Source organism: Streptomyces eurythermus (genome assembly GCF_014649115.1).
Lineage (GTDB): Bacteria > Actinomycetota > Actinomycetes > Streptomycetales > Streptomycetaceae > Streptomyces > Streptomyces eurythermus.
On record NZ_BMSK01000019.1, the window covers coordinates 22,695 to 34,526 of the forward strand.

An 11,832-nucleotide genomic window follows, 5' to 3' on the forward strand; every position below is an offset into this window, starting at 1 on the left:
TATCTTCCGCCAGACGGAATATTCCGTAGCGAAACAAACCGATAGGATCGCCCCATGCGCCGTTCGAAAATCGTCTGTACTCTCGGCCCCGCGGTCGACTCCCACGAGATGCTCGTCGCCATGATCGAGGCGGGCATGAACGTAGCCCGCTTCAACTTCAGCCACGGCACCCACGCCGAGCACCAGGCGCGGTACGACCGCGTCCGGGCCGCGTCCAAGGAGACCGGCCGCCCCATCGGCGTCCTCGCCGACCTCCAGGGCCCGAAGATCCGTCTGGAGACCTTCGCCGAGGGTCCGGTCGAGCTGGAGCGCGGTGACGAGTTCGTCATCACGACCGAGGACGTGCCGGGCGACAAGCACATCTGCGGTACGACGTACAAGGGGCTGCCGGGCGATGTCTCGCGCGGCGACCAGGTCCTGATCAACGACGGCAACGTCGAGCTGAAGGTCGTGGACGTCGAGGGCCCGCGGGTGCGGACGATCGTCATCGAGGGCGGTGTCGTCTCCGACCACAAGGGCATCAACCTGCCCGGCGCGGCCGTGAACGTCCCCGCGCTGAGCGAGAAGGACGTCGAGGACCTGCGCTTCGCCCTCCGCATGGGCTGCGACATGGTCGCGCTGTCCTTCGTCCGGGACGCCAAGGACATCCAGGACGTGCACCGCGTCATGGACGAGGAGGGCCGCCGCGTCCCCGTCATCGCCAAGGTGGAGAAGCCGCAGGCGGTGGAGAACATGGAGGACGTCGTCGCGGCGTTCGACGCCGTGATGGTCGCCCGTGGCGACCTCGCCGTCGAGTACCCGCTCGAAAAGGTCCCCATGGTGCAGAAGCGCCTGATCGAGCTGTGCCGGCGCAACGCCAAGCCGGTGATCGTCGCGACCCAGATGATGGAGTCGATGATCACCAACTCCCGGCCGACCCGCGCCGAGGCCTCGGACGTGGCCAACGCGATCCTGGACGGCGCCGACGCGGTCATGCTGTCGGCCGAGTCCTCGGTGGGCGCGTACCCGGTCGAGACGGTCAAGACCATGTCGAAGATCGTCACCGCGGCCGAGCAGGAGCTGCTGTCCAAGGGGCTGCAGCCGCTGGTGCCGGGCAAGAAGCCGCGCACCCAGGGCGGTTCGGTGGCCCGCGCGGCCTGCGAGATCGCCGACTTCCTCGGCGGCAAGGGCCTGATCGCGTTCACCAAGTCCGGTGACACCGCGCGCCGGCTGTCCCGCTACCGGGCCACCCAGCCGATCGTCGCCTTCACCACGGAGGAGTCGACCCGCAACCAGCTCACCCTGAGCTGGGGCGTCGAGTCCTACGTCGTGCCGTTCGTGAACACCACGGACGAGATGGTCGACCTGGTGGACCAGGAGGTCGTCAAGCTGAGCCGGTTCGACGCGGGCGACACCGTGATCATCACCGCCGGCTCGCCCCCCGGCGTCCCCGGCACCACCAACATGATCCGTGTCCACCACCTGGGCGACCAGAGCAGCTGACCCGGCGGTCCCGTGACACACCGAGGGCGCCCCCTGTGACAGGGGGCGCCCTCGGCCTTGTGCGGCTCCCGAACCGGCTTGTGCGACCGCTCAGTCGGTCGTGTACATACGCATACCCGGAATGTGCAGATTGCCGCCGAACTGGGCCGCCTGGACCACCTTGACGTGGGTGAAGTAGATCAGCGGGATGTTCAGCGGGGGCGGGCTGTCGGGGCTGAAGGTCACCGGGAGCAGCCCGAAGAGGTTCCCGGAGATGCTCTCGGTGTACATCACCGTGTCGCCGCCGGTGATGGTGGACGTCGAGCCCTTGGCGGCCTGGACGTGGTAGGTCTTGTTCGCCTGCTTGTCCTTGACCGTCTGGTGCAGGTCACCGATCTCGGTGCCATTGGAGATGACGTACTTCAGCACCTTCTTCGTGGTGCCGTTCGCCCTGCGCACCTCCACGACGCCCTGGTAGTCGGCGCCCTTGAGGTACAGGGAGCTGGCGTCCAGGTACCAGGGGTCGTCCGCCACCGCCACGGTGTTGTCGACGGCGCCCTCTTCGTCCGTGGCCACCGGGCAGTCCTCCGGGGCGGCGGACTCGCTCCCGGACGGGCTGGGCGTGCCCGAAGGGGTGGACGACGGGGTGTCCGAAGGGGTGGACGAAGGACTGGACGACGGGGTCGGGGTGGCGTCCCCGGCCGGCTTGACGGTGTCGCCTTCGCCGGACTTCGTACCGGTTCCGGTGGTCGTACCCTCGCCGGTCTTCGCACCGGTGCCGGTGGTGTCGTCGGCCGTCTTGCGCGTGTCCCCGGCGGCGCCACCGCCGGAGTCCGTGCCGGAGCCCTCGACCTTGGGCGACTGGGACGCCGTAGGGGCCGGGTCCGATGCCTCCGTGGAGGTGCCGGTGTCGTTGCCCCGGCCGCCGGTGAGGAGGTCACCGACCGCGTCGCCGATGGTGTCCAGGAGGTTCCCGTCCCGGGTCTTCGCCGACGTGTCCGTGTCGGCGCCGGAGCCCGAACCCGAGCCCGCCGTACGGGAGTCCGAGCCGGAGGAGTCGGAACCCGTGCCGGACGAGCCGGAGTTGCCCGCGTCCGGCCCGGCGGAAGCGGAGTCCGAGGTCGCGGTCGGTTCGGGCGTGGCCTTGTCGTCGGAACCTGAATCCGGCGAAGAGGCACCGCCCTTCTCCCGCGTCTTCTCGCTCCCGCTCTCCTTGCCGCTCCCGGCGGTCTCCTTCGACGACGCGTCCGACGCGCCCTCGGAGGCGGACGGCGACGGTGACCGGGAAGGGTCCTTCTCCTTGCCTTTCTCCTCGTCCAGCGCCTTGACGCAGGCCTCGTACTCCTCACGCGTGAGGTCCTTGGCCGACGCGGACGGCGGCGCGGACGGGGACGACGACGAGTTGCCGTTGTTGTCGGCGATGGCCAGCGTGGAGGTGAATCCCATGCCCATGAGCACGGCCGTGGGCATCGCCACGGAGGCTATGGCCTTGCCGGCCGGCATGTGGAACCTGGTGAACAGTGGCTTCCTGGGGGCCGCGTGACGGGGCCCGGTTCTCGCGCGGGACCCGTCCACGTCGGTCCCGCGAGTCACCTCGTCAGCCGGCACTGTGCCTCCCGTTCGCCCCGTTGGCCGGGTTCGTTCCTGACAGGTCGTTCGGGTCGTCCAGCCCGTACACGTGCTGCTCCGGCAGGTGTGCGGCGGCGGGCGAACCGCCCTGGCCCGCGGTCCCGTCCGTCGGCTGCGGCTGCGCGGGTGCGCCCGGCGACCAGGCGATGGCCATCGCTCCGCCGGTCAGCGCGCACAGGAACCCGACGATGAAGCCGCCGATGTTGGACAGCGGGATGGACACCAGCGCCAGCAGGATCGCCGCGACACCTCCGAAGACCCGGATGTGCTGCTGGAACCAGAGGATGATCCCGAGGGCGATGAGCAGTCCGCCGATGATCAGGGAACTGGAGCCGCCGGGCGTTCCGACCGTCATGCTGAGGTTGCCGAGCTGCACGTGCGCGTACGGGAAGTACAGGATCAGAAAGCCGCCGAGCATGACGAACAGCCCGGCCCAGAACGGACGCGTGCCCCGCCAGGCGCGGAACTGCAGCCTCCGGCGGGTGAACTGGCCGGGTACGGCGGCAGAAGTCTCGGCGCTCATAGACAACAGCTCCCTGGTGCGGCGTTGCTCTGGTGATGTGGTGCGGCTGGGAAGGCCGGGGCGAGGGCAGGGCGGGGAAACCAGAGGCTCCCCCACCCGTCATCGTGTGCCTAGTAGCACTCGATTCCCTCGCCGCTGCCCCAGCTCAGGCCCATGTGAAGGTTGGCCAGCTGGAACGTGCCGGCGGTGGTCGCCCACGCCGTCTGCTTCACACCGGTCAGCGTGGCCTTGTCGGCCTGCTGCGCGAACCCGAAGGGGCTGGCCTTCTTCTGCTTGTACTCCTCGGGCTTGGGCTTGGGGCCCTTGGTGCCGCTGCCGGCCGCGACGCCGATGTCCATGTCCTCGAACAGGGCCTCTTTGGCGTCGAGGTTGGCGACGTCGATGTAGAGCTGCGACGCCTCGACCTTCTTGCCCTTGTCACCCGCGGTCAGCTTGAGGGTGACCTTCTTGTTCAGGAACGGGATGGGAGTGACCACGGACTGGCACATGTCGGTGATCTCGGCCCTGTTGAACGCCGAGATCGCCACCGGGTGCGCCTGGTCCTCGCTGCCGTCGAGGCTCTTGCCCGTGTCGACCGCGCCATACTGGGTGAAGCCCCAGCCTTCGAGCTGGCCTGCGCTGACCTTGAATTCCTGCCCCGACACACTGAACGAAGCCGCGAGAGCGCCCTGCGCGAGGGCGACACCTATCGCGGCTGTAGCGGCCACGCTGGGCACCATGACCACAGCGAACCGCTTCCATCTGGTCCCGCCACGCACCTGGGACTCCATATTTCCTCCTTCTCGGACGTACATCTCCTGGCCCGGACTCGCCCTCGGTCGGCGGCTCAGCCGGGCAGGGATGGGAGAAGTGCTACGTCCTCGGAAAGGAGAGCGCCCGCACTCGGCGGCGCACTGCGCGCCCGAATCACCGGCGATCACCCCCGAGCGACAACCACTGGGTCGCGCCTGACACACATCACGCACAACCTTGCTGGACAGGCTTCGCCGGGGTGGCGAAGACCCCCCTGCCCTGGACCCGGCGCCACTGCCGCCGGCCCCGCTCGGTGGGGACCCAGATTGCCCCGTGACCCGGCCGGCTGCCGGGGTACGGGAATGGACCGAGCGTCGCCGATCGTGGTGCATTCTCGGCCTGGACACAAGGGGGTTCGTTACTGGCTAGTAACGGCGAGATAACCGGAGGAAGACCTACCGGTCTCGGAGCGCGACATACGGTCGCATCGCTGGGCAGAGCAAAGCCGTTGATCCCTGGACGAATCCAGACAGACCAACGGCTTCGATTTACTCGCAGTAACAGCCGCCGCGTTTACCAAGATTTGGTAAAGCGCGGCCGCCGTGACGCCTTGGCGGAGAATCTTTCACCACGGCATCACAAGCCGTGGCCGGGTACCGCCCCTCAGAAAAGGGCGCGCGCGAGGGCCCTGCGAGCCGCCACGACCCGCGGGTCCTCCTGGCCCACGACCTCGAACAGCTCCAGCAGCCGGCGCCGTACGGCGTCCCGGTCGTCACCCGCCGTACGCTGCACGGTCTCGATCAGCCGGCCGAACGCGTCCTCGACATGACCGCCCACCAGGTCCAGGTCGGCGGCGGCGATCTGCGCCTCGGCGTCCTTGGGCTTGTCGGCGGCTTCCTGACGCACCTTCTGCGGGTCCATCCCCTGCACGCGCCGGAGCAACTCGGCCTGCGCCAGGCCCAGCTTGGCCTCGAGGTGGGCCGGATCGTCGGCCAGCACGTTCTGGTACGCCCGCACGGCGCCGTCCAGGTCGCCCGCGTCCAGCGCCTGCGCGGCGGCGTTCAGCGCCGCGTCGTACGGGCCCTCGGCCGGCGCGGCCACCGGCGCGCCGCCCGGCTCGGCCTCCGGGTCGACGGTCAGACCGGTCAGCCCGAAGCGCTGCTCGGCCACCGCCACCAGCTGGTCCAGGGTCTCCCGGATCTGCTGCTCGCCGGCCGCGCCCTGGAAGAGCGGGAGGGCCTGGCCCGCGACGACGGCGAAGACGGCCGGGATGCCCTGGATCCCGAACTGCTGCATCAGCATCTGGTTGGCGTCGACGTCGATCTTGGCGAGGAGGAAGCGCCCGTTGTACTCGACGGCCAGCCGCTCCAGGACCGGGCTCAGCTGCTTGCAGGGCTGACACCACTCGGCCCAGAAGTCGATGACGACGGGGACTTCGGCGGAGCGCTGCAGGACGTCCCGCTCGAATCCTGCCTCATCGACGTCGATGACGAGATCGGCCGGGGAGACGGCCCCCGTGCCGCCCTGCCGGGCGGCTTCGGCGCGCGCCTGCTCGGCCTTGGCCTTGGCCTCCTGGGCCGCCTTCACCGCGGCGAGGTCGACGACACCGCTCATGGACATGTTCCGTGGCTGCATGCGTCTATCCTCCCCCGAGCCGGCGCCTGAACGAAAAAGCATTGTGTGGCGCCGGGTCCCCACCCGCGCCTTGTGGCCATCGCCCGTGTACGTCCCTCACGAGCTTTCGCTACGAGTCGTAGCGTAATGCCACGCGGGCATCGCGCGACACCACACCCCGGTGATCTCCCTCACGGCCCTCCGGGACCCGCCGGTTATGGTCGGGGAATGCAGAGCCGCACCCCCGCCAGCCGAACCGGACGCCCGCGCAGCGCCGCCGCGGACACCGCGATCCTGGCCGCGACCCGGGAGGCTCTGGTCGAGCTGGGCTGGTCCAAGCTCACCCTGTCGGACGTCGCGACGCGCGCCGGGGTTGCCAAGACGACCCTGTACCGCCGCTGGGCCGGCAAGAACGAGCTGGTCGTGGACGCCGTCGCGGAACTCTTCGACGAGCTGGAACTCCCCGACCTCGGCAGCCTCGCCGCCGACATCGAGGGCGTGGTCCTGCAGTTCGCGGCCATCCTCGCGCGCCCGGAGGCCCGCAGCGGGCTGATGGCGGTGGTCGCCGAGTCCACCCGCGACGACGCGCTGCGCGAACGCATCCGCGCCTCGATCGTGGACCGGCAGATGCGCCTGGTCCTCCAGGGCCGCGCCCGCGCCCAGCACCGCGGCGAACTCCCCCCGGAGCCGGACCCCGAGCAGGCGGCCCGCACGGTCGACCTGATCTTCGACATGGTCGCGGGCGCGGTGGTCCACCGCACCCTGGTCAGCGGCAAACCCGCCGACGGGGAATGGGTCCACAGCTTCATCCGGGTCCTCCTGCTGGGCCTGGTGGGTGCGTCCCGGACCCCCTGAAGACCCGCATGGACGTGCCGCCCGCCGGGACACTTCCCGGCGGGCGGCACGTCGGCGGTCCGGTCAGAAGCCGGCCGGCTCGGTGTAGACCCCCCACTCGTCCCGCAGCACCCCGCAGATCTCGCCCAGGGTGGCCTCGGCGCGTACGGCGTCCAGCATCGACTCGATCATGTTGGCCCCGGAGCGGGCCGCCGCCAGCATGCCGTCGAGGGCGGCGCGCACGGCCGTCTCGTCGCGGGCCTCCTTGCGCTCGGCGAGGGCCCGGACCTGCTCGCGCTCCACCTCGTGGCTGACCCGCAGGATCTCCAGGTCCCCGGTCACCGACCCGGTGTGGACGTTGACGCCCACCACCTTCTTGTCGCCCTTCTCCAGCGCCTGCTGGTAGCGGAAGGCGGACTCGGCTATCTCGCCGGTGAACCAGCCGTCCTCTATACCGCGCAGAATCCCGGAGGTGATGGGCCCGATCGGGTGACGCCCGTCCGGGTGAGCCCGCAGGCCCCGCTCCTTGATCTGCTCGAATATCTTCTCCGCGTCCGCCTCGATCCGGTCCGTCAGCTGCTCGACGTACCAGGAACCGCCCAGCGGGTCGGCCACATTGGCGACCCCGGTCTCCTCCATCAGCACCTGCTGGGTGCGCAGCGCGATCTCCGCCGCCTGCTCGCTGGGCAGCGCGAGGGTCTCGTCCAGGGCGTTGGTGTGCAGCGAGTTCGTCCCGCCGAGCACGGCGGCCAGCGCCTCCACGGCCGTACGCACCACGTTGTTGTACGGCTGCTGCGCGGTCAGCGACACACCGGCCGTCTGGGTGTGGAACCGGAGCCACTGCGCCTTGTCGCTCTTCGCCCCGTACACGTCCCGCATCCACCGTGCCCAGATGCGCCGGGCCGCGCGGAACTTGGCGATCTCCTCGAAGAAGTCCACGTGCGCGTCGAAGAAGAAGGACAGCCCCGGTGCGAAGACGTCCACGTCCAGGCCGCGGCTGAGCCCCAGCTCGACGTACCCGAACCCGTCGGCCAGGGTGTACGCCAGCTCCTGCGCGGCCGTGGCCCCGGCCTCCCGGATGTGGTAGCCGGAGACCGACAGCGGCTTGTACGCGGGGATGCCCGCCGCGCAGTACTCCATCAGGTCGCCGATCAGCCGCAGATGGGGCTCCGGCTGGAAGAGCCACTCCTTCTGCGCGATGTACTCCTTGAAGATGTCCGTCTGGAGGGTCCCGTTGAGCACCCGCGGATCGACACCCTGCCGCTCGGCGGCGACCAGGTACATGCAGAAGACGGGCACGGCCGGACCGCTGATGGTCATGGAGGTCGTCACATCCCCCAGCGGGATGTCCTTGAACAGCACCTCCATGTCGGCGGCCGAGTCGATGGCGACCCCGCAGTGCCCGACCTCGCCGAGGGAGCGCGGGTCGTCGGAGTCGCGCCCCATGAGCGTCGGCATGTCGAAGGCGACGGACAGCCCTCCGCCGCCCGCCGCGAGGATCATCTTGTACCGCTCGTTGGTCTGCTCGGCGTTGCCGAAGCCGGCGAACTGGCGGATGGTCCAGGTGCGCCCCCGGTAGCCGGTCGGATGGAGCCCGCGCGTGAAGGGGTACTCCCCGGGCCAGCCGATCCGCTCGAATCCCTCGTACGTGTCACCCGGCCGGGGCCCGTACACCGGTTCCACGGGGTCACCGGAGAGTGTGGTGAAGTCCGCGTCCCGCTTGCGCGCGGCGTCGTAACGGGCCTGCCAGCGACGGCGGCCTTCCTCGATGGCGTGAGCGTCCATACCCTCGAATTTACTTGGACGTCCTAGTAAATGTCGATGGCAGACCGCCGCACGGCATCCGTACGGCGGTGTCGCTACGCCTCGGCGACGGCCGGGGTCTGCTCGGCGACCTTGGCCTCGAGCTCGTGGCTGATCTTGCGCTCGACGAAGAACGCGGCCGTGGGGATCGTGCCCGCGATCAGCACCCACAGCTGCTTGCCGACCGGCCACTTCGCCTTGGAGCCCAGGTCGAAGGCGAAGACCAGGTAGACGACGTACAGCCAGCCGTGGGCGATGGCGACGACCCGCGTGAAGTCGGCGGCGCCGTCCATGTCCAGCCCGTACTTCGCGATCATGCTCAGGCACAGCAGCACCAGCAGGACGCCCGTGGTGTAGGCGAGGACGCGGTAGCGGGTCAGCACGCTCTTTTTCATGGAGTCGAGCGTAACCACCCGTTCCGGGAGATCTTGTCCCGGGTCACTCCTCCGTGAAGTCGTGTGCCGCGATCCGCAGGGGACGGAACATCGCGAAGATCTCGCGGCACTCCTCCGCGTCGTACGCCCCGAGCCCGAAGTCCATGGCCATCAGGTCGCGGGTGGCCGCGTCGACCACCTCGCGGCCCTTGTCGGTGATGACGGCGAGGGTGCCCCGGCCGTCGTTGGGGTTGGGACGCTTGGCCACCAGCCCGGACTTCACCAGCCGGTCCACGGTGTTCGTCACGGACGTGGGGTGCACCATCAGCCGCTCACCGATCTTGGACATCGGCAGCTCACCGGCCTTGGAGAAGGTGAGCAGCACGAGCGCCTCGTAGCGGGCGAACGTCAGCCCGTACGGCTTGACCACCGCGTCGACCTCCGCGAGCAGGATCTGCTGGGCCCGCATGATGGAGGTGATCGCGGCCATGGAGGGCACGTTTCCCCATCGCTGCTTCCACAGCTCGTCGGCGCGGGCGATGGGGTCGAACGGAAGGCTGAGAGGCTTGGGCACGTCATCAGACCCTACCGGCCGGTCATATGCCGGTCAGCCCTGTCTCGGCTTTCGGTCACCGGCCGTTCCCACCGGGCGCGCAGGGCGAGCACGCGGCAGCACAGGGTGCCGAGCGCGCCGGCGCCCGCAGGGCGAAACCGCTGTGGCTGCTTGTAGCTGCTGATCCCCGGTGGGGCTCGACCCCGAGGCGGCCCGCGAGGACACCGCCCGGTCGCCGGCCCGCTCCCCGGGTGCGCCGGAGTCGGCGTACGGCCCGGCCGGCGGATCCGGCGCGGATGGTGCCGGAGCCGGTGTACGGCCTGGAACGGGCGTGGCGGGTGCTCGTGGAGCCGGACCGGCCGCCGCTGCGGGCCCTGCTGGAGGCGGACGTGGCCTTCCCCTCGCGGCGGCTGGCCGAGGTGGGGCTCGGCAGGCCGCTGCCGGAGCTGGTCCCCCGGCCGTCCTGGAACGGCCGGACGCCGGCCCTCGCGCCGCACGTCGAGTACGCCGCGACCTCGGCGGGCAGGGCCTGGCGCTGATGCCGAACGTCTTCTCTTGGCCGGACGTGGTCACGGGTTTCGAGGCCCCATGGCAGTCCACACTGGTCCATCCGGCCCGCGGTCTGGGGGCCTGTGGACGGATCCGGGCGCCCGGGGCGCCGAGGCGCTGGTACGGCTGCCGGGCCGAAACCGGGCCGCCGTCCCCGCGGCGCCGGCGGAACCCTCGACCACCGGTGCCCTCGCCCACCGGCTGGGCCTCGCCCCGCCCTCGGTGTCGAGGGGGACGGCTCGCCCGGCTCGGACGGAAGGGGCGCGGCGGGACGCGGGCAACCGTCGGGACACGCCCGCACCCGCCGCCGCGCCCCCGCTCTACTGGGTCCGCCGCCGCAGCTGGTGCCGTACGGCGCGCTGGGCGACCGGGCCCAGGGACTCCACCGCGGCGACCAGGGCCCCCAGCTGCTCCAGCGCGTCCAGCGCCGCCCCGGCCCCGGCCTCGTCCACCCCTTCGTACAGCTCGATCCCGACGAAGGACGCGGCGACCGCGCGCGCCAGCCCCGCCGGGTCGGTGAACTCGCCGAACGGTGTCGCCGCCAGGACGCGGCGCAGGACCCGCTCGATCTCGGTGATCCACAGGTCGAGCCCGGCTGCGGTGGCCGGGCCCAGGCCGGGGTGGGTCGGGGCGCCGGCCAGCAGCTGGCCGAGCAGGGCGACATGGCCCCCGGCCCGCTCACGCTCGTGGATCTCGCGGCCGACGGTCAGGAGTTCGGACAGCGTGCCCACCTCGGCGAGCCGCTCCCGGTAGCGGGCCACCGCCTTCTCCGCCCCGTACCGGCAGGCCGCGGCGAGCAGCTCGTCCACGGATCCGAAGTGGTAGAAGACCAGCGCCTGGTTGACACCGGCCGCCGCGGCCACCGTACGGGCCGAGGTCTTGGCGATGCCCTGCTCGGTGAGCGTACGCAGGGCGCCCTCCAGCAGTCTGGTCTTGGTCTCCAGTGACTTCGCGGTCTCCGGGCTCATGCGCGCGCCTCCTCCCGCACCGGACGCAGTCCGGGCCGTACGCCGCAGGCGCGGATGTCGGTGTACGAGGCGGTGAAGGACCCCTCGTAGCCGAAGAGCGGCCCGAAGTACCGGTTCACCACGCGCACCCGGATACGGAAACGGCCGGTGGTGTCGTCGTAGGACTCGCGCACCTCGGCGGTGGCGCCGACGAGGTCGGGGACGCGTAGGTCCACCGGGCCCTCCCGGAACCGGTGTGTTCCGGAGCGGATGAGCAGGGAACCGTCGGGTTCGGCGTGGAAGTGCAGGTCGGTGGCGAGGTGCTGGTGGGTGCCGAGGTAGTCCAGGACGCGGTCGCCGCGGGGGCCGAGGACCATCTGCGCGTCGAAGCGGCGGGGCCGGCCGGGCAGGTCGAAAGTGCGCACGAAGCTCACCGTCTCACGGCCGAAGCCGTCGGTGTACGGCACGTTCTCGATCACGAAGGGGACGTTCCGGCCGGCCCGCGGGACGAGGATGTTGCGGGTGCCGCCCAGGGCGAGGAACGGCTTCACGAACGCCGGTCCGTGCCAGATCCGGTCCATCACGCCCCGGCCGGTGCATGCCTCGCCGCTGGCCAGGCCGACGGAGAAGCGGCGGCGCAGCGCGGGGTGGAGGCGGTCGAAAGCGGGGCCCATCGCGGCCCGGAAGATCGAGGTCATCGGTACTTCTCCAGGGGCGTCGTCGGTGCGTGTCCGGGGGTGTCCACGGCGCTCGGTCCGCGGGCGTGGCCGGTGCTCGTCCACAGGCGTCGCCGGTGCTTGTCCGGGGAGGCGC

12 protein-coding genes are annotated in these 11,832 nt (G+C 70.6%); 3 read left to right on the forward strand and 9 right to left on the reverse strand.

Annotated features, from left to right (window positions below; translation table 11 throughout):
* Positions 1-54: 54 nt before the first annotated feature.
* Positions 55-1,482, forward strand: a complete 1,428-nt coding sequence (gene pyk / locus IE251_RS31050) for a pyruvate kinase (protein WP_189756299.1) — start codon at positions 55-57, stop codon at positions 1,480-1,482.
* 90 nt (positions 1,483-1,572) lie between these two features.
* Here pyk and IE251_RS31055 read toward each other — a convergent pair whose 3' ends face one another.
* The 4 genes from IE251_RS31055 to IE251_RS31070 form a co-directional block, all read right to left on the reverse strand.
* Positions 1,573-3,069, reverse strand: coding sequence for a hypothetical protein (locus IE251_RS31055; RefSeq protein ID WP_189756300.1), 1,497 nt, complete (start codon positions 3,067-3,069; stop codon positions 1,573-1,575).
* Positions 3,059-3,613 (reverse strand): DUF6114 domain-containing protein, encoded by a 555-nt coding sequence (locus tag IE251_RS31060; RefSeq protein ID WP_189756301.1) that lies wholly within the window; start codon positions 3,611-3,613, stop codon positions 3,059-3,061. The genes IE251_RS31055 and IE251_RS31060 overlap by 11 nt, the downstream gene beginning before the upstream one ends.
* A gap of 110 nt (positions 3,614-3,723) precedes the next feature.
* Entirely contained in the window at positions 3,724-4,383 is a 660-nt protein-coding gene (locus IE251_RS31065; RefSeq protein ID WP_189756302.1) for a DUF6230 family protein, read from the reverse strand.
* A 625-nt stretch (positions 4,384-5,008) separates the two neighbouring features.
* Positions 5,009-5,980: a tetratricopeptide repeat protein gene (locus IE251_RS31070; RefSeq protein WP_189756303.1), complete on the reverse strand. Its 972-nt coding sequence runs from the start codon at positions 5,978-5,980 to the stop codon at positions 5,009-5,011.
* A gap of 207 nt (positions 5,981-6,187) precedes the next feature.
* On the opposite strand from IE251_RS31070, the gene IE251_RS31075 reads away from it, so the two are divergent.
* On the forward strand, positions 6,188-6,814 hold the full coding sequence (locus tag IE251_RS31075; protein WP_189756304.1) for a TetR/AcrR family transcriptional regulator: 627 nt from the start codon (positions 6,188-6,190) through the stop codon (positions 6,812-6,814).
* A 63-nt stretch (positions 6,815-6,877) separates the two neighbouring features.
* Here the strand turns inward: IE251_RS31075 and icmA are convergent, their stop codons facing one another.
* The 3 genes from icmA to IE251_RS31090 form a co-directional block, all read right to left on the reverse strand.
* Positions 6,878-8,578, reverse strand: a complete 1,701-nt coding sequence (gene icmA, locus IE251_RS31080; protein WP_189756305.1) for a coenzyme B12-dependent isobutyryl-CoA mutase large subunit — start codon at positions 8,576-8,578, stop codon at positions 6,878-6,880.
* Positions 8,579-8,652: 74 nt separating this feature from the next.
* Positions 8,653-8,991 (reverse strand): DUF3817 domain-containing protein, encoded by a 339-nt coding sequence (locus IE251_RS31085; RefSeq protein ID WP_189756306.1) that lies wholly within the window; start codon positions 8,989-8,991, stop codon positions 8,653-8,655.
* Between the two features lie 43 nt (positions 8,992-9,034).
* Positions 9,035-9,544: a MarR family winged helix-turn-helix transcriptional regulator gene (locus IE251_RS31090; RefSeq protein ID WP_189756307.1), complete on the reverse strand. Its 510-nt coding sequence runs from the start codon at positions 9,542-9,544 to the stop codon at positions 9,035-9,037.
* A gap of 275 nt (positions 9,545-9,819) precedes the next feature.
* Here IE251_RS31090 and IE251_RS31095 point away from each other — a divergent pair, with 275 nt between their 5' ends.
* Positions 9,820-10,062: a hypothetical protein gene (locus tag IE251_RS31095; protein ID WP_189756308.1), complete on the forward strand. Its 243-nt coding sequence runs from the start codon at positions 9,820-9,822 to the stop codon at positions 10,060-10,062.
* A 330-nt stretch (positions 10,063-10,392) separates the two neighbouring features.
* Here IE251_RS31095 and IE251_RS31100 read toward each other — a convergent pair whose 3' ends face one another.
* Together IE251_RS31100 and IE251_RS31105 are read right to left on the reverse strand one after the other, a co-directional pair.
* Entirely contained in the window at positions 10,393-11,040 is a 648-nt protein-coding gene (locus IE251_RS31100) for a TetR/AcrR family transcriptional regulator (protein ID WP_189756309.1), read from the reverse strand.
* Positions 11,037-11,717 carry a DUF4166 domain-containing protein gene (locus IE251_RS31105; protein WP_189756310.1) on the reverse strand — a complete coding sequence of 227 codons (681 nt, stop codon included), beginning with the start codon at positions 11,715-11,717 and terminating at the stop codon, positions 11,037-11,039. Before IE251_RS31105 ends, IE251_RS31100 begins: the two co-directional genes overlap by 4 nt.
* Positions 11,718-11,832: the final 115 nt, after the last annotated feature.